We start from the raw sequence: 21,131 nt of genomic DNA, 5'->3' as shown, positions 1-21,131 counted from the left end.
AGGTTAAGTCGAGGAGACGGAGCCGCAGCGAAAGCGAGTCTGAATAGGGCGTTTGAGTATGAGGTCGTAGACCCGAAACCAGGTGATCTACCCATGTCCAGGGTGAAGGCAAGGTAACACTTGCTGGAGGCCCGAACCCACGTACGTTGAAAAGTGCGGGGATGAGGTGTGGGTAGCGGTGAAATTCCAATCGAACCTGGAGATAGCTGGTTCTCTCCGAAATAGCTTTAGGGCTAGCCTCAAGGAGAAGAGTCTTGGAGGTAGAGCACTGTTTGGACTAGGGGCCCTCATCGGGTTACCGAATTCAGACAAACTCCGAATGCCAATGACTTATCCTTGGGAGTCAGACTGCGAGTGATAAGATCCGTAGTCAAGAGGGAAACAGCCCAGACCGCCAGCTAAGGTCCCCAAGTATCCGTTAAGTGGAAAAGGATGTGGAGTTGCTTAGACAACCAGGATGTTGGCTTAGAAGCAGCCACCATTTAAAGAGTGCGTAATAGCTCACTGGTCGAGTGATTCTGCGCCGAAAATGTACCGGGGCTAAACGGATCACCGAAGCTGCGGATTGACATCTTTGATGTCAGTGGTAGGAGAGCGTTCTAAGGGCGGTGAAGCAAGACCGGAAGGACTTGTGGAGCGCTTAGAAGTGAGAATGCCGGTATGAGTAGCGAAAGAAGGGTGAGAATCCCTTCCACCGAATGCCTAAGGTTTCCTGAGGAAGGCTCGTCCGCTCAGGGTCAGTCGGGGCCTAAGCCGAGGCCGAAAGGCGTAGGCGATGGACAACAGGTTGATATTCCTGTACCACCTTTTTACCATTTGAGCAATGGGGGGACGCAGGAGGATAGGGTAAGCGCGCTGTTGGATATGCGCGTCCAAGCAGTTAGGCTGGGGTGGAGGCAAATCCTTCATCCTAAAGCGGAGCTGTGATGGCGAGGGAAATGTAGTACCGAAGTTCCTGATTCCACACTGCCAAGAAAAGCCTCTAGCGAGGTAAAAGGTGCCCGTACCGCAAACCGACACAGGTAGGCGAGGAGAGAATCCTAAGGTGATCGAGAGAACTCTCGTTAAGGAACTCGGCAAAATGACCCCGTAACTTCGGGAGAAGGGGTGCTCCTAGGGGTGAATAGCCCTAGGGAGCCGCAGTGAATAGGCCCAGGCGACTGTTTAGCAAAAACACAGGTCTCTGCGAAGCCGCAAGGCGAAGTATAGGGGCTGACGCCTGCCCGGTGCTGGAAGGTTAAGAGGAGCGCTTAGGTGCAAACCGAAGGTGCGAATTGAAGCCCCAGTAAACGGCGGCCGTAACTATAACGGTCCTAAGGTAGCGAAATTCCTTGTCGGGTAAGTTCCGACCCGCACGAAAGGCGCAACGATCTGGGCACTGTCTCAACGAGAGACTCGGTGAAATTATAGTACCTGTGAAGATGCAGGTTACCCGCGACAGGACGGAAAGACCCCGTGGAGCTTTACTGCAGCCTGATATTGAATGTTGGTGCAGCTTGTACAGGATAGGTAGGAGCCTTGGAAACCGGAGCGCCAGCTTCGGTGGAGGCATCGGTGGGATACTACCCTTGCTGTACTGACCTTCTAACCCGCACCCGTAATCCGGGTGGGAGACAGTGTCTGGCAGGCAGTTTGACTGGGGCGGTCGCCTCCTAAAGAGTAACGGAGGCGCCCAAAGGTTCCCTCAGAATGGTTGGAAATCATTCGTAGAGTGTAAAGGCACAAGGGAGCTTGACTGCGAGACCTACAAGTCGAGCAGGGACGAAAGTCGGGCTTAGTGATCCGGTGGTTCCGCATGGAAGGGCCATCGCTCAACGGATAAAAGCTACCCCGGGGATAACAGGCTTATCTCCCCCAAGAGTTCACATCGACGGGGAGGTTTGGCACCTCGATGTCGGCTCATCGCATCCTGGGGCTGTAGTCGGTCCCAAGGGTTGGGCTGTTCGCCCATTAAAGCGGTACGCGAGCTGGGTTCAGAACGTCGTGAGACAGTTCGGTCCCTATCCGTCGCGGGCGCAGGAAATTTGAGAGGAGCTGTCCTTAGTACGAGAGGACCGGGATGGACGCACCGCTGGTGTACCAGTTGTCTTGCCAAAGGCATCGCTGGGTAGCTATGTGCGGACGGGATAAGTGCTGAAAGCATCTAAGCATGAAGCCCCCCTCAAGATGAGATTTCCCATCGCGCAAGCGAGTAAGATCCCTGAAAGATGATCAGGTTGATAGGTCCGGTGTGGAAGTGTGGCGACACATGGAGCTGACGGATACTAATCGATCGAGGACTTAATCTAAATTAAAAAGCGGAAGCGCCTGTTCATCGACGTACAAACTGCAGGGGCTTTGACTGAGATAAAGGAAACACGATAAGCCGTAAGGCGAATCGATGTTGACTTATCGTAGGGAAAAGACCCGGAAGTTGGCTAGTCGATAGGCGCTGGAGCTAGATTCGAAAAAGGTTTGTTTTCTCTATTATCTGGTTTTGAGGGAATGAAAGATTTCTCTTGAAAAATACATAAAACATATTATAATAAAGTATGTCGATTATGATTTGTCTGGTGACGATGGCGAAGAGGTCACACCCGTTCCCATCCCGAACACGGAAGTTAAGCTCTTCAGCGCCGATGGTAGTAAGGGGTCTCCCCTTGCAAGAGCAGGACGTTGCCAGGCGACCTATCATTCCGCAGTAGCTCAGTGGTAGAGCTATCGGCTGTTAACCGATCGGTCGTAGGTTCGAATCCTACCTGCGGAGCCATATTGGAGAGCTGTCCGAGTGGCCGAAGGAGCACGATTGGAAATCGTGTAGGCGGCTAACGCTGTCTCAAGGGTTCAAATCCCTTGCTCTCCGCCATTCATACAAAAATATATGGCCCCTTGGTCAAGCGGTTAAGACACCGCCCTTTCACGGCGGTAACACGGGTTCGAATCCCGTAGGGGTCACCATTAATTATTATCGCGGGGTGGAGCAGTCCGGTAGCTCGTCGGGCTCATAACCCGAAGGTCGCAGGTTCAAATCCTGCCCCCGCAATTTAACTAAGTTATTTTCGAGTATATTCGAAAATAATAAGGTGAGTTTTTTTCAAGTTTCACTTGAAAAAACTTTGGTCCGGTAGTTCAGTTGGTTAGAATGCCTGCCTGTCACGCAGGAGGTCGCGGGTTCGAGTCCCGTCCGGACCGCCATATATTGTATCTACTACATTTAGTTAGATACAAATCAAATTAGATTTATTACATACATAGGCTCAGTAGCTCAGTCGGTAGAGCAAAGGACTGAAAATCCTTGTGTCGGCGGTTCGATTCCGTCCTGAGCCACCATTTATTCAAATATGCATATATTGGTGGGGTAGCGAAGTGGCTAAACGCGGCGGACTGTAAATCCGCTCCCTCCGGGTTCGGCGGTTCGAATCCGTCCCCCACCACCATTTAAATACAGGGGTATAGTTTAATGGTAAAACGAAGGTCTCCAAAACCTTTGATGTGGGTTCGATTCCTACTACCCCTGCCAATAATTATGGCGGCTATGGCGAAATGGTCAACGCATCGGATTGTGGCTCCGACATCGTGGGTTCGATTCCCACTAGTCGCCCCATTTATTTTTATAATGATATTTATTTAAATTGATGGGCTATAGCCAAGCGGTAAGGCAACGGACTTTGACTCCGTCATTCGTTGGTTCGAATCCAGCTAGCCCAGTATTCGCGGAAGTAGTTCAGTGGTAGAACACCACCTTGCCAAGGTGGGGGTCGCGGGTTCGAATCCCGTCTTCCGCTCCATTAAAATTGGCGGCATAGCCAAGTGGTAAGGCACGGGTCTGCAACACCCTTATCACCGGTTCAAATCCGGTTGCCGCCTCCATAAGCTTTGCCCGAGTGGTGGAATGGCAGACACGGTGGACTCAAAATCCACTGCCTTCGCGGGCGTGCCGGTTCAAGTCCGGCCTCGGGTATACAGACTATTAAATCTTCAACTCTCTTAAGTTGAAGATTTTTTTGTGCTTTTTAAGTAAAAAAAGTTTATTTTAAAAGAAAATCATGAAAAGTGTTTTTAAAAAAGGATTTTCCTCCTATTAAAGAGAAAATGTATCAAGAACAAAATAAATTGTAAACGTTATTTTAAGGAGGATGTTATGGATAAGGTTGCTTTTGTAACAGGGGCCGATCATGGCTTAGGTTTATCTTTAACACGATGGTTATTAGGCAAAGGATATAGAGTATTTGCAGGACGCTATAATGAGGAATGGCTATTTTTAGAAGAATTGAAATCAATGTATCCCGAAAAACTTGAGTTGGTTAAATTGGATGTTGGAACTGATAAAAGTGTGGAAGCTGCCGCAAGTTTTATAGAATCGAAAACTTCATATATCGATCTAATTATTAATAATGCAGGAATCATTGATCAGGCGAAGAATTCAACAATTTTGGAAGCACAAGATTTTGAGGCAATGAAGCAATTGTTTAATGTGAATTCTCTTGGGGCATTGAGAGTTACGAATCATTTAGTTGAATTATTGTTAAAAGGAGATACAAAGTTAGTAGTAAATATTTCTTCAGAGGCGGGAAGCATTAAAAGGAACCATAGAACAAACTGGTATGGGTATTGCATGTCAAAGGCAGCATTGAACATGCAATCTGCTATTTTACATCAACATTTATTATCTTTAGGCGGCCAAGTATTAGTATTTCATCCAGGCTGGATGCAAACATATATGGAAGGATTTCTATATGAAGAAGCTACATATTCACCTGATGCTGCGGCGAATAAAATAATGAATTTAGTACTCAATCATAAACGATTTCTAGCAGAGGAGCCCGCATTTATTGACTTGGAAGGAGAAGCATGGCCTTGGTGAGGAGCAATATACTCTAAAGTATAGTAAACTAATAATATATTCAGAATTAATAGAAGAAAAGAGAGAAATAGGAGCGATTTATTTGGAAAAACAATTGAATGTCGGATTAATCGGATATGGATTTGCAGGAAGGACCTTTCATGCTCCAGTCATCACTTCAGTTCCTGGCTTGAATTTAAAGAAAGTAGTAGAACGGCGCAGTGATCTTTCAAAAGAAAGATATCCATGGGTGGAAGTGGTCCGCTCTGTGAATGATCTATACATAGATTCAGAAATAGATTTAGTTGTAGTAACTACTCCGAGTACTAACCATGTTGAGTTTGTCCGTGATGCTCTTAATGCTGGAAAACATGTTGTCGTGGAAAAGCCTTTTACAGCTACTACAGAGGAAGCGGATGAATTGATTGCGCTTGCGAAAGAAAAAAATAGAGTGCTTAGTGTATTCCATAATCGTCGCTGGGATGGAGATTTTAGGACAATACGCAAAATAATAAATAATGGTTTGATTGGTGAAGTGAAGGAATGTGAATTTCATTGGGATAGTTTTAATCCGATTGCGTCATCCACGAATTGGAGAGAAAAATCCGGTGATGGAACCGGGGTACTATACGATTTAGGAGTTCACTTTTTGGATCAAGCTTTATGTCTTTTTGGAATTCCCAACACCATTTTCGCCGATGTTCAAATTCAGCGTGAAGGCGCGAAGGCTCACGATTATTTCGATTTGACCCTTGGCTATGATCATCATTTAAAAGTTTCGCTAAAATCTTCAAGAATGGTTCGTGCGAAAGGGCCTCGCTATATGTTACATGGCGATAAAGGCTCCTTTATCAAGTACGGTACAGATCCACAAGAACAAGCATTAATCCAAGGACACTCACCGGCAAATAGTCAAAGCTGGGGAAAAGAGCCAGAGGAACTATGGGGTGCCATTGAAACAACGGTGGGTGGACTTAATGTAAAAGGGACGATAGAAACAATCCCTGGTGCATACCAAGATTATTATCAAAATGTTTATGATCATATTATTGGCAAAACTGATCTGGCTGTTAAACCTGAATAAGCGAGAATGAATATTAAATTAATTGAGCTAGCAATCGAAAGCCATAAACTAGGTAAAGTACTACCAGTTAGCAATTAAAAAGAAAGTGAGATGAGCGAAATGTTTCCATTTAAAATAGCGCTTAACACATCCACATTATTCCCATTTAAACTTAATGTTATCGAGCAAATTAGAGTGACTAGTAGAGCAGGCTATGAGGGCATTGAGTTATGGATGCAAGATATAGAAGCCTATCTTGCGGGTGGAGGAACAGTTCAGGAAATTCAATCGGCATTACAGGAAGGAAATATCGAATTTATAAATGCTATTGCATTTTTTAAATGGGCTGATGTTGATGCTGACACTCGAAAAGCAGCTTTTGAACAAGCAGATAAGGAAATGCGATTGCTTGAGTCATTAGGATGTAAGTATATTGCTGCACCACCTTTTGGTGATGTTGCAGATGCTAGCCTAGATGAGATGGCCAGCCATTTTGAACATTTGGTCGAAATCGGAAAGCGAATTGGGGTTGAACCAATTCTTGAGTTTTGGGGAAAAGCAAAAAAACTGTCAACGTTGGATGAAGCACGCTATGTGTTAGATAAAAGCAATGTTCCTAAAGGTAAAATGCTATTAGATCCTTTCCATATGTATGTTGGGGGCAGTGATTTTGCTGGATTGAAAAATGTAATAGGCGATCAAATCGGAGTTTTTCATTTAAATGATTATCCCAATTATCCTGGAAGAGAGGAAATAACCGATCAAGACCGTGTTTTTCCAGGAGAAGGAGTTTCTCCAACGCATGAAATTGCAGAAATTTTGAACGAAATCCAATATGATGGATATTTATCCTTGGAATTATTCATTAATGATTTTAAAGGGAAAACAGCTTCTGATGTAGCTGAGTACGGACTTAATACGGTAAGAAATTCGTATTCAATATGATAGAATTAATGGGCGACATCGTTTTATACAGTGTCGCCATATTTCTCACTACCGAAATAGGGGAGGAGATACGGTTTGAAGAAATGGATATTAATAATTGGAATTCCTCTTATTTTAGTCCTCGCAGGCACCGCTATTTATTTTACATATAGTAATTCAGGAAAAGATACTAAAGCTGTTTTAAATGGCTCTCCCACAAATAAGGAAAAGTCAACAGTAGCTCAAGTGGACGTAGAAGTGGATGAAACAGAAAATATTGTATTAACGGATGAAGCAATAAAGGAAGCACATGATACATTAAACAGTCTTGTTGGCTGGGGAAAATCTGAAGAATTTAGCTTTTCGTCCAATAAAAAGGAACTGGAATCCTTATTTGCCGATATTGAATTAATAATGATATATGAAAAAAAAGATACAGTAAAATCCGATTTGCAAAATGCTTTAGATGCAATGGAAAAAGCAATGAAAGCGGAAGATGTAAATGGCTTGATTGTAGCTCATCGTATTGTTCACGATTTAGATGGGTATTTAAATGAGGATCCTTTAGATGGGAAAGTATGGGGCTATACGGAAACAGTGAGCAAAAATGCAAAAAAGGCGTTAAAATATATTCAATGAGCTCGCTTTTTTAAATGTACAGAAAGGGTTTCGGGTGCGAAACTTACTTTTTGTATTTCAGTCTAGATCGAACTTAAATTTGGTGGGCAGCATTTTCTTCGGGTATCCGTCTTGATCTGATATGAATCGGGACGGACCGAATGCTTATTTCGAAATTCTTCCGCGAATAAATGTGAAACGAGACTACAAACTACTATTTATTTAAAAGGCTGTTGTGTGTGTGAAGTGGGAGTATTGCAACTCCCTGTATTCCACTGTGATACTTCAATAAAAGTTTGAACAATTTGTTACAAACATTGCATTTATGTCACAGTTTGTATATAATGAAAAAGTTCCTAATTGAGCGGGTGTAGTTTAGTGGTAAAACTACAGCCTTCCAAGCTGTTGTCGTGGGTTCGATTCCCATCACCCGCTCCATACATACCAAGCGCAGTGTCTTGTTCTTAAAGTGAACGGGGTGCTGCGTTTTTTATTATTATTTTTGCTTCGCCTCCATTGATTTGAGTAAACATCATGGATAAGGATGTGAGCAGTTCTTTCGCTGAACTAATACTCAAAGCAGATGGTAAATAAACAATCTGGAGAGCACTTCTCGTATTATTTGTGACTGCCGTACGAATGGAATCTACGAAAGGACTCCCAAATGGGCCAACTTCATCCGCTGATAATAATAAATTTTCAAGCTGGTTTTCCCTTCCGTTCAGACCTGCGTACATTTCTGTCTTTTGCCCAATACGAATCACGATATCTCCTTTTATTTTTTCTTTATCATAGATTCCAATCGGTATTTTATATTTTAAAGAAAAAAAGTTATTTAAATCTGCAGCGGAGTTCATACTAGGAAGAAATTGTTGCTTTTTAACCCGTCTATAAAGTGCTTCTGCGGAATGTCTATATCGATTTGGATCCTTGCCAAGCCGTTTGAATATCATTCGCCATTCTTTAATTTCTTCATAGTCAGTGATATTCGTATCCTCTAAATCAAAAAATAAGGATTCTTGAAATAATTGTAGTCTTCCTTTTAACATTTGCGGTGATTCTTCCACTATTATGTTTTCATAATCGATAATTCCAATTTTTAAATCAGGTAAAGCGCTGCATAATTGGGGAGCTAAACTAATTTCCAACCATTCCACCTCCAAAAATAATCAAAAATAGTTTACCATAGAAACATAAGGAAAGTCTTTGACGGCAAGTGGGAGGAATTCCAATGGATTATAAACAACTCAAAAAAGAGATAATTGAATATAGTAAAAGTATCGGAATCGATAAAATTGGATTTGCTAGTTCTGATCCTTTTATAGAAATGAAAAACTTACTGATACGTCAGCAGGAACTTGGATATCAATCAGGTTTTGAAGAAAAAGATATCGATAAGCGAACGGATCCTAGTCTGATTTTTGATGGTCCTCGCTCCATAATAGCTATTGCTCTCGCCTATCCTTCCAGAATGAAAGATGCACCAAAAGGGATGAAAGGGGAGCGCAGGGGAATCTTTTGCCGGGCTTCGTGGGGAATTGATTACCATGTTTTAGTAAAAGAGAAACTGGAGCAGCTTGCTTCATATATAGATAGTAGAGTTCCAAATTCACGGTTTAAATTAATGGTCGATACGGGAGAATTGGTGGACAGGGCGGTTGCTGAGCGGGCAGGGATCGGATGGAGCGGAAAAAATTGTTCTATCATTACACCGGAATTTGGATCATATGTTTACCTGGGAGAGATGATTACGAATCTTCCTTTTGAGCCAGATGAACCTATCCAAGATCAATGTGGTGATTGTAGATTGTGTCTTGATGTTTGTCCAACTGGTGCTCTTGTGCAAGCTGGCCAGCTAAATGCGCAGCAATGTATTGCTTTTCTAACTCAGACGAAAGGCTTTCTTCCGGAGGAATATAAACAAAAAATAGGAAACCGGGTTTATGGCTGTGATTCGTGTCAAACGATTTGCCCGAAAAATAAAGGAATGGATTTCCACCTTCATCCTGAAATGGAGCCAGATCCTGAGATTGTAAAGCCACTGCTCCAACCATTGCTTTCAATTTCAAATCGAGATTTCAGAGAAAAGTTTGGAACAATCTCGGGATCATGGAGGGGCAAAAAGCCCATTCAGCGAAATGCTATTATTGCTTTGGCACATTTTAAAGAAAAGTCAGCAGTAAGTGAGCTTATTGAGGTTATGAGAAAAGATGTTCGGCCTGTCATGAGAGGCACTGCAGCATGGGCATTGGGCAAAATCGGTGGGGACGAAGCTAGGGAAGCTTTGTTAAATGCGCAAAAAGAAGAGCAGGATAAAGAAGTATTATTAGAAATAGAGAAAGGATTAGGATTTTTTAAGGTGAGCGACGAAGTATAAAAACTTCGTCTTTTTTTATACTTCGTATTCCTCTTGCATATATATCGTTGAGGAGGGATATCTTTGAAAAAACAATTGAAGGCAAAGCTTGAGGAGCGTTCGGAACAATTTGTACAAAAAAGAAAAATAGACGATGAAAAAATAATAAAAAAGCAGAAGTCTCTTAGGAAAAGAAAAGCAGAAATCGTAAAAGTGATGGCAACAGGGAGAATTATATCTAGAGAGCAAATGGATGATCAGGATCTCATTTATTATAATGTACATTTAAAATACTTCATTCATCAAGGAGGTCATTTCTATCTTGAAGAAGAGGTAGAAATGCGAAAAGCATCATATTTTAAAGGTGCAATCTTTGAGGATGTGGAAGTGCCAGTCATATATCCAGAAGCAACTGAAGACAGGATAATAAAAAAAGAACATAGCAAAGACCATCGTGCATCTTTCTATTATGACCGCTTGAACGCGGTAAGATATGCCGAGAGATGGTGGAATAGCTATAATCCAGCATATAAAAAGTTCGATGTAGATTGTACGAATTATATATCTCAATGCCTTCATGCTGGAGGTGCTCCGATGAGAGGCTATCCGAATCGTTCAAAAGGTTGGTGGCATCAAAATAGAAATTGGAGCTATAGCTGGGCGGTCGCTAATTCTTTGAAATCCCATCTTCAAACATCCACGGCTGGATTAAAAGCAAGGGAAGTGAAAGATCCTATGCAGCTTAAACTCGGAGATGTGATATGTTATGATTTCCAAGGGGACGGGCGTTTTGATCATAATACGATTGTTACTGGAAAGGATGCAGCTGGAATGCCGCTTGTAAATGCCCATACGTATAACAGCAGGATGAGATATTGGGCTTACGAAGATTCATCCGCCTATACACCAAATATTAAATATAAAATGTTTACGATCATAGATGATGCATAGGATTTTGTTGTATAATGGCACGAGAGGTGAATTTGTGTGTCAAACCACATTGTATTATTTCAACCAGAAATCCCAGCCAATACTGGAAATATAGCGAGAACATGCGCTGCTACAGGTACAAAGCTCCATTTAATTAGACCACTTGGATTTTCTACAGATGATAAAATGCTCAAAAGAGCAGGTCTAGATTATTGGGAGCATGTAGATATTACTTATTATGATTCCTTAGAGGAGTTTTTTAAGGAAAATCACGAGGGCCAGCATTATTTTTTAACAAAATACGGTACAAAACCTCATACAAGTTTTGATTATAGTGATCCAAATATGGATTATTATTTTATTTTTGGACGTGAAACGAAAGGGTTGCCAAAAGAGTTAATTGAAAAGCATCAAGATACATGTTTGCGGATTCCAATGAATGATCATGTACGCTCCCTCAATTTATCCAATACTGCAGCGATCCTTGTGTATGAAGCCCTTAGGCAGCAAGCGTATCCTAATCTTCACTAAAATGAAAAGACTCCATTTTTGAATGGGGTCTTTTCATTTTTTTAAATTACTTATCATCATATGCTATATAATCCTGAACCAAATTGCATATTGCATTTAATTCTTCTTTATAAACAGATTCTTTAATAACATTTTCTGTTGAATGAAGAACGCTCTCAATCAAAAAATCCCTTGGAGACTCTGATTGAAATTCGGATAAGAGAAATTCCAAATAATTTCGTTTTGTTTTCGCTACATTTTCATTTTTTAAATGGGAAACCATAAAATCTAACTTAGTTTTTATTTTTTCTCTAATCTCATCTTTTGTATATAAAGAGGTATTACTCTTTATTAATAGCTGATTAGTGGGAATAAACGGCACTAGGTCGTTTTGATGAGTACTAAGTATTTGCAAGCGGTCTAATGCAAAACGAGCTGTATCTTCTAAACCGTATTCCTTTTCTGAACAAAACATCTTTACGTGCATCGTTTGTTGAATAATTCCAAAGAATATTACAGCATAATCCATAGAATGGCGCTCTGCACCCGAACCGAATAATTCAACTAATCTTTCTGCAGTCCACTTGAGTTCTTCGAAATGTTGATGGCGCATATATGTTTTTAGTTCTTCATCTTTAGAAGAAAAAACAGATTCGTAAAGAGCAAGTAAACTTTGTTCTCTGTTCATTTTCATTCGCACTAACACTTGTTGAATAAAAATTTCTGGATCATCTTTAGGTTTACCTAGAGATAGTTGTTCACGCATATAGTGTGCCTTTATTTTTACTTGATCAAGAATTGCCATTAAACAGGCATTCTTTGAAGCAAAATGATTATAAAAAGTACCTTTCGCTATTTGAGCACCATCTAATATGTCTTGAATGGAAGTTATTTGGAACCCTTTTTCTATAAATAAACGATGTGCCACATCAAGTATTTGCTTTTTTCTAGCATTCATATTCTCACCTTTTATACTGTTGGTCTACTTTTATAATAGCGTTATATCAAGCTTAAATCAACTTATAAAAAAAGCCAAAAAAAATTATTGATTTTTATAGACTGCAGGTATAGAATGTGAAAGGTGAGTATAAGAACTAAAAAGAAATACTAACTGTACGAATGGAGGAATCAACTTTGGATATACAATCCATACAAAAAAAGCCACCATATGGCGCGATTGCCATCTTATTTTTTGGGGCTTTCGTTTCGTTCTTAACAAATACATTAATTAATATTGCACTCCCATCTATTAAAGATGAATTTGATATAAGCATGCCAACTGTTCAATGGTTATCAACAGGATATATGCTCATAAACGGTATACTCATTCCTGCTAGTGCATTTTTTATCCAGCGTATATCTAATCGGAAATTATTAATTACGGCATTAACATTATTTTCATTAGGAACGTTGTTGGCGAGTCTATCACCAACTTTTGCAATGTTATTGGCTGGAAGAATGATACAGGCTTCAGGATCTGCCATTATGATGCCATTGCTTATGAATGTTATGTTGACTGCTTTTCCAGTTGAAAAAAGAGGAACGGCAATGGGATTTTTTGGCCTTGTTATGATTACAGCACCTGCAATAGGTCCGACATTATCCGGATATATTATAGAGCATTATAGTTGGAGAACATTGTTTGATGTCGTACTTCCCTTCGCGATTATTTGCTTAATCTTATCGATTTTTAAGATGAAGAACATCACTCCGCTTAAAAATATTCGTCTTGATGTACTGTCACTAGTTCTATCTAGTATCGCTTTTGGAAGCTTGCTTTATGGATTTAGTTCAGCTGGTGATAAAGGGTGGGGAGCTCCAATCGTATATGGAACAATTGCCCTTGGGGTAGTTGCATTGCTCATCTTTATTTTGCGACAGTTATTATTAGATGAACCAATGCTTGAATTTCGAATTTACAAACACCCAATGTTTGCTTTATCTTCGGCAATATCCATCGTTATATCTGTGTCGATGTTTTCCGGAATGATCTTGACGCCAATTTATGTGCAAACCGTGAGAGGAATTTCTCCTTTGGATTCTGGACTCCTAATGTTGCCTGGGGCACTTGCAATGGGAATCATGTCTCCTATTACTGGACGCCTCTTCGATAAATATGGTGCGCGTATTCTTGCGATTGTAGGACTTACGATAATGATCGTAACAACATATTTATTTACAGATTTGACAATGGAAACTTCATATATGCATCTTATTCTGTTATATACTTTCCGTATGTTTGGAATGTCTATGGTAATGATGCCAGTTATGACAAATGGGATGAACCAGCTTCCGATGCAAATGAACCCTCATGGGACTGCGATGAATAATACACTTCAGCAAGTCTCAGGTGCAATCGGAACAGCTTTTATGATCACAATTATGAATAAACGAACAGAAAGCTCTGCTGCAGATTTAGCTGCGAAAGCAATGTCCCAAGTAGATCCTAACGCCGCTCCACCATCAGCAGAGGCTGCAGCTGAATTGAAACAGCAAATTATACATCAGGCTATGCTTGATGGAATTACCTACTCATTTCTAATTTCGACTTTCATTGCAGTTTTAGCATTAGTGCTAGCTTTCTTTATTAAAAGAGTGAAGCCTCCTGTTCAAGTAATGCAGGACGAAAAATCGATAGGCAAGTCAAAGCAAGTAGCAACAGAATAAATGAAACAAAAAAACTGCCTTATCAAAGGCAGTTTTTTTGTGTAGTCCAGCACCAGGGCCTATCGGCTAGCGAATTTCGCGTTCTTCAGCCTATTAGAAGGATACAAGTCTTGTTCCTCGTCTTGCAAACTTTTTCTCAGTCCAGGGTTCTGATTAAAAGCACCACTTCGTGTAGGAGAAGCAGGTTAATGGACAAGTTTTTTTCTTATTTTTTATTTACTCCAGGCTTATCTTCGTATCCGGATGTAAAAATAGCAGCCAAAAATGCAATGATTACGCCAAGGACCATGATTGTTTTCATTTATGTAAGCCTCCTTTTAATCTAACAAGATTATGCAAATATTATAGCCCATTTTTAATATAATGTGAATGAATCGTACTTTTTATTATAAATAAATATGACAGGTTAGTGAATGATAACTTATTCATGTTTAGTTGTCCATAAGCATACAATGAAATAATCATCTCTCATCAAAAGGGAGGCCTATATGGATATTTTAAAAAAGATTGAACATTACCGTTCACAAGAGGAAAGATTGAAATGGGAAGGAACCTTTGCCGATTATTTGCATTTGCTGAAAGAAAAGCCGTGGGTAGCCCAGTCATCCCACTCCCGTATATATAATATGATTAAGGACGCAGGGGTCGAAACAAACAACGATCGAAAAGAATATCAATTCTTTAGCCACCAATTATTTGGTCTGGAGGAAGCGTTAGAAAAACTCGTTGAAGAGTATTTCCATCCTTCAGCCAAACGACTAGACGTCCGGAAAAGAATCTTATTATTGATGGGACCTGTAAGTGGAGGGAAATCTACACTTGTTACGATGCTGAAAAGGGGTCTGGAGGCGTATACGCGATCAGATCAAGGAGCTGTTTTTGCAATTAAAGGCTGTCCAATGCATGAAGATCCTTTACATTTAATTCCGCTGCATTTAAGAGATGATTTTTACGAGGAATATGGTATTAGGATTGAAGGAAACCTTTCTCCACTGAATACAATGAGGCTTGAAGAGGAATATGGGGGGCGCTTGGAGGATGTGCAGATTGAGAGGATTTTCTTTTCGGAGGATAAGCGTGTAGGAATCGGAACGTTTAGCCCGTCGGATCCTAAATCTCAAGATATAGCCGATTTGACTGGCAGTATTGACTTCTCAACGATTGCTGAATTCGGATCAGAGTCAGATCCAAGAGCCTATCGATTTGACGGTGAATTAAATAAAGCAAACCGTGGATTAATGGAATTTCAGGAAATGTTAAAATGTGATGAGAAATTCTTGTGGCATTTGCTTTCATTGACACAAGAAGGAAATTTTAAAGCAGGTCGCTTTGCATTAATTTCCGCAGATGAATTGATTGTTGCACATACAAACGAAACGGAATACCGCTCTTTTATTTCCAATAAAAAGAATGAAGCCTTGCATTCTCGGATTATTGTTATGCCTGTTCCATATAACTTGAAAGTATCACAGGAAGAGCGAATATATGAAAAAATGATTAAAGAAAGTGATGTTGCGGATGTCCATATAGCTCCTCATACACTTAGAGTCGCGGCGATGTTTACGATTTTAACAAGATTAAAAGACTCTAAAAGAGGCGATATTGATTTATTGAAGAAAATGCGTCTTTATGATGGAGAGAGTGTAGAAGGATATAATGTAGCGGATGTAAATGAAATGAAAAAGGAATTCCAGGAAGAAGGAATGAGCGGGATTGATCCCCGCTATGTCATCAACCGGATATCATCTACTATTATTCGAAAAGGCATAACAAGCATCAATGCATTAGATGTACTTAGATCGTTAAAAGAAGGTCTAGATCAACATCCATCCATAACACAAGAACTGAGAGAAAAGTATTTAAACTTTATATCTTTGGCAAGAAAAGAATACGATGAGATGGCCAAAAAGGAAGTTCAAAAAGCTTTTGTTTATTCGTATGAAGAATCTGCTAAGACGCTTATGGATAATTATCTTGATAATGTCGAGTCATTCTGTAATAAAACGAAGCTTCGAGATCCGCTAACAGGTGAAGAAATAAATCCAGATGAAAAGTTAATGAGATCAATCGAAGAACAAATTGGCATATCAGAAAATGCCAAAAAAGCATTCCGGGAAGAAATATTGATTCGCATTTCAGCATTGGCAAGAAAGGGAAAGCGATTTGATTACAGATCACATGACAGATTACGGGAAGCAATTCAGAAAAAACTATTCGCAGATTTGAAGGATGTCGTAAAAATCACTACATCCGCCAAGACGCCGGATGAGCAGCAATTAAAGAAAATAAATGAAGTAGTCGCTCGTCTTATCGATGAACATGGATACAATTCAACATCGGCCAATGATCTGCTGCGTTATGTAGGAAGCTTATTAAATCGATAATAAGCTCAAAAGCGAAAGCGCCTGTAGCTAGACATAAAGGCGAGCCGATGTTGACTTGTCGTAGGAAAAAACCGAAAGTTTGCTAGTCGCTTGACGGAATATTAAGGAAGTTATTTACAAAGTTTCCTAAACATTAAATGGCCTTCTTAGCAAACAATGTTAAGAAGGCCTGTCCTTTTCTAAAACACTTTGTAAATTTTTTTGCTTTTATGCATATGATAGAGTAATTACAACAAGTACCTTTCACCGAAGAAGATGACAGTCGAGATAATATATGATCAAAAAAAGTTTTGGTGATAGAAAAGTTAAAAATTTTAAAGGAGGGTGTATAGATGTCAGAAGAAGTGCATCACCAGTTCGTGGTTTCCGAAGAAGATTGGTCCCTCCACCGGAAAGGCCATGATGACCAACAGCGTCATCAAGAGAAAGTCCAAGAGGCAATTCGGAATAACTTGCCGGATTTAATCACAGAAGAAAGCATAATTATGTCTGATGGACGGGACGTTGTGAAAATTCCAATTAGATCATTGGATGAGTATAAAATTCGCTATAATTACGATAAAAATAAGCATGTTGGCCAAGGAGATGGAGACAGTCAGATTGGGGATGTCGTGGCAAGAGACGGTCCGAGCCAAAAAGGTCCAGGAAAAGGTCAGGGTGCGGGGGATCAAGCCGGAGAAGATTATTATGAAGCGGAAGTTTCGATGCTGGAACTTGAGGAAGCCCTTTTTAAAGAGTTAGAATTGCCAAATTTGAAGCGTAAAGAACTTGATACAAATCAAATCGATCATATCGAATACAATGATATTCGCAAAACTGGATTGATGGGAAATATAGATAAAAAACGTACAATGATGTCAGCATTTAAGCGAAATGCGATGAAAGGGGAGCCCAGCTTTTATCCTATTTTTCCAGAAGATTTAAAATTTAAAACATGGAGTGATATACAAAAGCCTGAATCCAGCGCGGTCGTACTAGCGATGATGGATACAAGTGGATCGATGGGAGTCTGGGAAAAATATATGGCACGCAGTTTCTTTTTCTGGATGACACGTTTTTTGAGGACGAAATATGAATCAGTGACGATTGAATTCATTGCCCATCATACAGAAGCAAAAGTTGTGACAGAGGAAGAATTTTTCTCAAAAGGGGAGAGTGGCGGGACGATATGTTCCTCTGTTTATAGAAAGGCACTAGAAGTTATAGGTGAAAAATATGATCCAAGCCGCTACAATATATATCCATTTCATTTTTCGGATGGCGATAATTTAACATCGGATAATCCAAGATGTATTAAACTCGTCAATGAATTGATGGATATCACTAATATGTTTGGGTACGGTGAAGTGAACCAATACCAGCGAAACTCTACTTTAATGTCGGCTTATAAAAATATTAAAGATGAAAAGTTTTATTATTATATTTTAAAGCAGAAATCAGATGTGTTTCATGCGATGAAAAGTTTCTTTAAAAAAGAAGTCGATCGCCAAACAGTATAAAATCAGTGGAAGCCGGATAACATCCGGTTTTTTCTTTTTTTAATTGTCTTGCAATAGCGTTTATTTACTGGCAGATTGTCCGTTCTCAATCATAAATCTCCTTATTAACACTTGCTTTATCATTTAGCGTAATTCTAAGACACAGTAATTGGTACGTCGATAAGGTAAAGCTTTTCCTGTTTAACGCTTTAAAGTACGTATTTTAATTTTCTGTATATTTGAAATCTTATTGACTATATGTCGAAAGCAGTGTAACATTACGATAAAATATTGCCAATATATTATGAAAAAAGGCGATTAAAAAATGTGAGTTATTTCGCTAAAAGCAAATAACTGTATTGAGGGGGATATACATAGTGAAAGTTAATTTAAACAAGCTTGCTATTTTACTTTTTGGTGCAATGCTAATGCTTGCTGCTTGCGGTACAAGCTCAAATACACCAAAAGAAGAAGGGCAAAATCAAGGCGGCAGCCAACAAGAAGAAAATCAAAATGAAAATGAAAACAAAAACGAAGAGCCTGCACAAAAGTTTAAAATTGGGGTAACCCAAATTGTTGAGCATGACTCATTAAATGCAGCGTTTGACGGATTTAAAAAGGCTATAGAAGATGCAGGGTTAGATGTAGAATGGGATGTGCAAAACGCTCTTGGTGAACCTAACAATAACCCTACAATCGCAACAAATCTTGTAAATGCTGGTGTTGACTTAATTTTCGCCAATTCGACACCAAGTGCACAATCTGTTGCAAGCGAAACTCAGGATATTCCGATTGTTTTCACTTCTGTCACAGATGCAGTTGGCGCGGAACTAGTTGAATCGATGGAAAAGCCTGGTGGGAATGTTACAGGGACAATCGACAATCATCCAGACGCGATTCCAAATACGATGAAATTTTTAAAAGAAGAGCTAGATGCTAAAAAAGTTGGTATGGTATTTAACTCTGGTGAACAAAATTCTCGAGCACAAGTAGATACTGCTAAAAAGGCTGCAGAAGAACTTGGCATTACAGTTGTAGAAGCATCAGTTTCAACTTCAGCGGAAGTTAAACAAGCGACTGAATCATTACTAGGTCAGGTTGATTCACTTTACATCATTACCGATAATACTGTAGTATCAGCACTTGATTCTGTAGTGGATGTTGCAAATAGTAATAAACTGCCTTTAATGGTTGGAGAATTTGATTCTGTTAGAAATGGCGGTCTTGGGGCATACGGATTTGAATATTATGATATCGGCTATGAAGCAGGGCAAATGGCTGTGAAAATTTTAAAAGATGGTGTAAAACCAGCTGATATTCCTGCACAAGTGCCACAAAATCTAAAACTCGTTATGAATAAAGAGACAGCAGAAACAATTGGATTAGAAATCAAGGATGAATGGAAAGCAGAATTAGAATAGATTGGAGATGATTCTTATATGTTTGCAGCAATGTTCGGCTCCGTAGAGCAAGGAATCATCTATGCTATTATGGCACTTGGAGTGTATCTTACATTCCGAGTGCTTGATTTTCCAGACTTAACTGTCGATGGGAGCTTTGTTACTGGTGCAAGTACAGCTGCTACCATGATTTTTTTCGGATATCACCCGATTATTGCAACTTTATCGGCCCTTATAGTGGGCTTTTTGGCAGGTTGTATAACAGGTCTTTTGCATACAAAAGGAAAAATAAATGCCTTGTTATCGGGTATTTTAATGATGATTGCCTTATATTCTATCAACTTAAGAATTATGGGATTGACTACAGAGAATTCAGTAGGGCGGCCTAATATTTCTTTAATGAAAGAGGATACTATATTTTCAAAGTTCGATCAGTTTTGGGGATCTCTTGGAATCGATTCAGCTTTAAATCAATTTTTCTCCAATTTAGGCGTTCAGTTTTTACCTAAAACATGGGGAATCTTTTTCCTAATGATTTTAGTAACATTATTAATTAAATTTATTGCTGACTGGTTTTTACAAACTGAAGTAGGCCTTGCTATTCGCGCTACCGGTGATAATAGACGAATGATTAGAAGTTTTTCGGCCAATACCGATAATTTGATCATTCTCGGCTTAGGAATCTCAAATGGATTAGTCGCTTTCTCAGGTGCATTGATTGCCCAGTATTCTAAGTTTTCGGATATTGGAATGGGAATTGGGATGATTATTATAGGACTTGCTTCAGTCATTATCGGAGAAGCGATATTTGGGACTAAAACAATCGTGAGAACGACCCTTGCAGTCGTCGCTGGTGCGATTATTTATCGAATTGTGCTTGGCCTTGCTCTTAGAGTTAAATTGCTCGATACGGGAGATATGAAACTGATTACAGCTATTATTGTTATTTTAGCTTTAATCGTTCCGCAAATGTTCGAAAAAAGTAGAGAAAAGAAAAGAAAAGCGAAGCGCAATGCAGAGAGACTAGCTGCTCTTTCCAAGTTTGAAAAAGGGGAGGGGAAGCCTGTTGCTGAAGCTAGAACAGATTAATAAAATTTTTAATGAAGCAACACTTGATGAGAAAATAGCACTTGATCAAATTAATCTGGAACTAAAGTCAGGTGATTTCGTAACAGTTATCGGCAGTAATGGTGCTGGAAAATCGACTTTAATGAATATGATTTCTGGAGCGTTGACACCTGATTTCGGTAATGTACTTATAGATGGGAAAAATGTTACGAAGCTTCCTGAATTTAAGAGATCACAGTTTATCGGGAGAGTGTTTCAAGACCCAATGGCGGGCACGGCTCCGAATATGACAATTGAAGAAAACCTTGCCATGGCCTATTCACGTAATAAAAAAAGAGGTCTTAGGATAGGTGTGGATAAAAAAAGGCGGGAGTTTTTCCGGGATTCTCTAGAATCACTTCATTTAAATCTTGAAAATCGCCTAAACGCGAAAGTAGGGTTGCTTTCTGGCGGAGAAAGGCAAGCACTGTCTTTATTGATGGCTACATTTACTAAACCGTCCATTTTATTATTAGATGAGCATACAGCGGCTCTAGATCCTTCTAGAGCGGAATTAATAACAAACTTAACGAAGCAACTAGTCGAAAAGGATCAATTAACGACGCTGATGGTCACTCACAATATGCAACAAGCACTTGATCTAGGAAATCGATTAATCATGATGGACAAAGGACAAGTGATTTTGGAAGTCGATTCCGATAAAAAGCATGAACTGACCATAGATAAACTAATGGCGGAATTCCAACGTATACGCGGAGAAATGATGACTGATGATAAAGCATTGTTATCGATATAATAAAGAAGAGGCTATTCATTATGAATAACCTCTTTTTTGTTGAAATAAAAGGAAACACACCTCTGATTAAAAAGTTAATCCCTCAAAGCAGAATTTGCCGTCCGAATCCTACACA

15 protein-coding genes, 14 tRNA genes and 2 rRNA genes are annotated in these 21,131 nt (G+C 39.7%); 29 read left to right on the top strand and 2 right to left on the bottom strand.

Going from position 1 to position 21,131, the window contains the following annotated elements; translation table 11 throughout:
* The 20 genes from KHA96_RS07630 to KHA96_RS07535 all read left to right on the top strand — a co-directional run.
* A 23S ribosomal RNA gene (locus KHA96_RS07630) occupies positions 1-2,288 on the top strand; the annotation flags it as partial.
* 260 nt (positions 2,289-2,548) lie between these two features.
* A 5S ribosomal RNA gene (gene rrf, locus KHA96_RS07625) occupies positions 2,549-2,664 on the top strand.
* A gap of 10 nt (positions 2,665-2,674) precedes the next feature.
* Positions 2,675-2,749, top strand: a tRNA-Asn gene (locus KHA96_RS07620).
* A 4-nt stretch (positions 2,750-2,753) separates the two neighbouring features.
* Positions 2,754-2,845 (top strand) — tRNA-Ser (locus KHA96_RS07615).
* Between the two features lie 17 nt (positions 2,846-2,862).
* Positions 2,863-2,937 (top strand) — tRNA-Glu (locus KHA96_RS07610).
* An 11-nt stretch (positions 2,938-2,948) separates the two neighbouring features.
* Positions 2,949-3,022 (top strand) — tRNA-Met (locus KHA96_RS07605).
* Between the two features lie 75 nt (positions 3,023-3,097).
* A tRNA-Asp gene (locus KHA96_RS07600) sits at positions 3,098-3,174 on the top strand.
* Between the two features lie 59 nt (positions 3,175-3,233).
* Positions 3,234-3,309: transfer RNA gene (locus KHA96_RS07595), tRNA-Phe, on the top strand.
* A gap of 22 nt (positions 3,310-3,331) precedes the next feature.
* A tRNA-Tyr gene (locus KHA96_RS07590) sits at positions 3,332-3,416 on the top strand.
* A gap of 9 nt (positions 3,417-3,425) precedes the next feature.
* Positions 3,426-3,499: transfer RNA gene (locus tag KHA96_RS07585), tRNA-Trp, on the top strand.
* 9 nt (positions 3,500-3,508) lie between these two features.
* Positions 3,509-3,583: transfer RNA gene (locus KHA96_RS07580), tRNA-His, on the top strand.
* A 32-nt stretch (positions 3,584-3,615) separates the two neighbouring features.
* A tRNA-Gln gene (locus KHA96_RS07575) sits at positions 3,616-3,687 on the top strand.
* 5 nt (positions 3,688-3,692) lie between these two features.
* Positions 3,693-3,767: transfer RNA gene (locus tag KHA96_RS07570), tRNA-Gly, on the top strand.
* An 8-nt stretch (positions 3,768-3,775) separates the two neighbouring features.
* Positions 3,776-3,849: transfer RNA gene (locus KHA96_RS07565), tRNA-Cys, on the top strand.
* Between the two features lie 8 nt (positions 3,850-3,857).
* A tRNA-Leu gene (locus KHA96_RS07560) sits at positions 3,858-3,940 on the top strand.
* A gap of 180 nt (positions 3,941-4,120) precedes the next feature.
* The gene (locus KHA96_RS07555) at positions 4,121-4,843 is read left to right on the top strand and encodes an SDR family NAD(P)-dependent oxidoreductase (protein ID WP_213128626.1); all 723 of its coding nucleotides are present in this window, start codon (positions 4,121-4,123) and stop codon (positions 4,841-4,843) included.
* A complete protein-coding gene (locus KHA96_RS07550) occupies positions 4,812-5,906 on the top strand; it encodes a Gfo/Idh/MocA family oxidoreductase (RefSeq protein ID WP_213128625.1) in 1,095 nt (364 codons plus the stop codon). The genes KHA96_RS07555 and KHA96_RS07550 overlap by 32 nt, the downstream gene beginning before the upstream one ends.
* Positions 5,907-5,996: 90 nt before the next feature.
* Positions 5,997-6,830, top strand: coding sequence for a sugar phosphate isomerase/epimerase family protein (locus tag KHA96_RS07545; RefSeq protein ID WP_213128624.1), 834 nt, complete (start codon positions 5,997-5,999; stop codon positions 6,828-6,830).
* A gap of 75 nt (positions 6,831-6,905) precedes the next feature.
* On the top strand, positions 6,906-7,448 hold the full coding sequence (locus KHA96_RS07540; RefSeq protein ID WP_213128623.1) for a hypothetical protein: 543 nt from the start codon (positions 6,906-6,908) through the stop codon (positions 7,446-7,448).
* A 343-nt stretch (positions 7,449-7,791) separates the two neighbouring features.
* A tRNA-Gly gene (locus tag KHA96_RS07535) sits at positions 7,792-7,865 on the top strand.
* Between the two features lie 26 nt (positions 7,866-7,891).
* Here KHA96_RS07535 and KHA96_RS07530 read toward each other — a convergent pair.
* Positions 7,892-8,575 carry a B3/B4 domain-containing protein gene (locus KHA96_RS07530; protein ID WP_213128622.1) on the bottom strand — a complete coding sequence of 228 codons (684 nt, stop codon included), beginning with the start codon at positions 8,573-8,575 and terminating at the stop codon, positions 7,892-7,894.
* 83 nt (positions 8,576-8,658) lie between these two features.
* Here KHA96_RS07530 and queG point away from each other — a divergent pair, with 83 nt between their 5' ends.
* From queG to trmL, 3 genes are all read left to right on the top strand, one after another.
* Entirely contained in the window at positions 8,659-9,804 is a 1,146-nt protein-coding gene (gene queG, locus KHA96_RS07525; RefSeq protein ID WP_213128621.1) for a tRNA epoxyqueuosine(34) reductase QueG, read from the top strand.
* Positions 9,805-9,867: 63 nt separating this feature from the next.
* On the top strand, positions 9,868-10,734 hold the full coding sequence (locus KHA96_RS07520) for an amidase domain-containing protein (protein ID WP_213128620.1): 867 nt from the start codon (positions 9,868-9,870) through the stop codon (positions 10,732-10,734).
* A 36-nt stretch (positions 10,735-10,770) separates the two neighbouring features.
* Positions 10,771-11,244 carry a tRNA (uridine(34)/cytosine(34)/5-carboxymethylaminomethyluridine(34)-2'-O)-methyltransferase TrmL gene (trmL, locus tag KHA96_RS07515; protein WP_213128619.1) on the top strand — a complete coding sequence of 158 codons (474 nt, stop codon included), beginning with the start codon at positions 10,771-10,773 and terminating at the stop codon, positions 11,242-11,244.
* A gap of 46 nt (positions 11,245-11,290) precedes the next feature.
* On the opposite strand, the gene KHA96_RS07510 is transcribed toward trmL, so the two are convergent.
* On the bottom strand, positions 11,291-12,181 hold the full coding sequence (locus tag KHA96_RS07510; RefSeq protein WP_213128618.1) for a TetR/AcrR family transcriptional regulator: 891 nt from the start codon (positions 12,179-12,181) through the stop codon (positions 11,291-11,293).
* Between the two features lie 161 nt (positions 12,182-12,342).
* Between KHA96_RS07510 and KHA96_RS07505 the strand changes: the two genes are divergently transcribed.
* The 6 genes from KHA96_RS07505 to KHA96_RS07480 all read left to right on the top strand — a co-directional run bounded on the left by KHA96_RS07505 (position 12,343) and on the right by KHA96_RS07480 (position 21,016).
* The gene (locus KHA96_RS07505) at positions 12,343-13,890 is read left to right on the top strand and encodes a DHA2 family efflux MFS transporter permease subunit (RefSeq protein WP_213128617.1); all 1,548 of its coding nucleotides are present in this window, start codon (positions 12,343-12,345) and stop codon (positions 13,888-13,890) included.
* A 488-nt stretch (positions 13,891-14,378) separates the two neighbouring features.
* On the top strand, positions 14,379-16,274 hold the full coding sequence (locus KHA96_RS07500; RefSeq protein ID WP_213128616.1) for a PrkA family serine protein kinase: 1,896 nt from the start codon (positions 14,379-14,381) through the stop codon (positions 16,272-16,274).
* Between the two features lie 332 nt (positions 16,275-16,606).
* On the top strand, positions 16,607-17,773 hold the full coding sequence (gene yhbH, locus KHA96_RS07495) for a sporulation protein YhbH (protein WP_213128615.1): 1,167 nt from the start codon (positions 16,607-16,609) through the stop codon (positions 17,771-17,773).
* A gap of 356 nt (positions 17,774-18,129) precedes the next feature.
* The gene (locus KHA96_RS07490) at positions 18,130-19,173 is read left to right on the top strand and encodes an ABC transporter substrate-binding protein (protein WP_213128614.1); all 1,044 of its coding nucleotides are present in this window, start codon (positions 18,130-18,132) and stop codon (positions 19,171-19,173) included.
* A gap of 18 nt (positions 19,174-19,191) precedes the next feature.
* Positions 19,192-20,241 (top strand): ABC transporter permease, encoded by a 1,050-nt coding sequence (locus tag KHA96_RS07485; protein WP_213128613.1) that lies wholly within the window; start codon positions 19,192-19,194, stop codon positions 20,239-20,241.
* Positions 20,219-21,016 carry an ABC transporter ATP-binding protein gene (locus KHA96_RS07480; RefSeq protein WP_213128612.1) on the top strand — a complete coding sequence of 266 codons (798 nt, stop codon included), beginning with the start codon at positions 20,219-20,221 and terminating at the stop codon, positions 21,014-21,016. The genes KHA96_RS07485 and KHA96_RS07480 overlap by 23 nt, the downstream gene beginning before the upstream one ends.
* Positions 21,017-21,131 lie beyond the last annotated feature (115 nt).

This window comes from Bacillus sp. FJAT-49711 (assembly GCF_018343715.1).
Classification (GTDB): domain Bacteria; phylum Bacillota; class Bacilli; order Bacillales; family Bacillaceae_C; genus Lederbergia.
Note: the sequence above shows the minus strand (reverse complement) of the source record. Positions and strands in the feature narration are given on the sequence as shown.

What these genes read in the sequence shown, in the direction of transcription:
- queG (WP_213128621.1), top strand. Translation starts at nt 8,659, where the DNA reads ATGGATTATAAACAACTCAAAAAAGAGATAATTGAATATAGTAAAAGT.
- KHA96_RS07505 (WP_213128617.1), top strand. Translation starts at nt 12,343, where the DNA reads ATGGAGGAATCAACTTTGGATATACAATCCATACAAAAAAAGCCACCA.
- KHA96_RS07510 (WP_213128618.1), bottom strand. Translation starts at nt 12,181, where the DNA reads ATGAATGCTAGAAAAAAGCAAATACTTGATGTGGCACATCGTTTATTT.
- KHA96_RS07545 (WP_213128624.1), top strand. Translation starts at nt 5,997, where the DNA reads ATGAGCGAAATGTTTCCATTTAAAATAGCGCTTAACACATCCACATTA.
- KHA96_RS07500 (WP_213128616.1), top strand. Translation starts at nt 14,379, where the DNA reads ATGGATATTTTAAAAAAGATTGAACATTACCGTTCACAAGAGGAAAGA.
- yhbH (WP_213128615.1), top strand. Translation starts at nt 16,607, where the DNA reads ATGTCAGAAGAAGTGCATCACCAGTTCGTGGTTTCCGAAGAAGATTGG.
- KHA96_RS07555 (WP_213128626.1), top strand. Translation starts at nt 4,121, where the DNA reads ATGGATAAGGTTGCTTTTGTAACAGGGGCCGATCATGGCTTAGGTTTA.
- KHA96_RS07485 (WP_213128613.1), top strand. Translation starts at nt 19,192, where the DNA reads ATGTTTGCAGCAATGTTCGGCTCCGTAGAGCAAGGAATCATCTATGCT.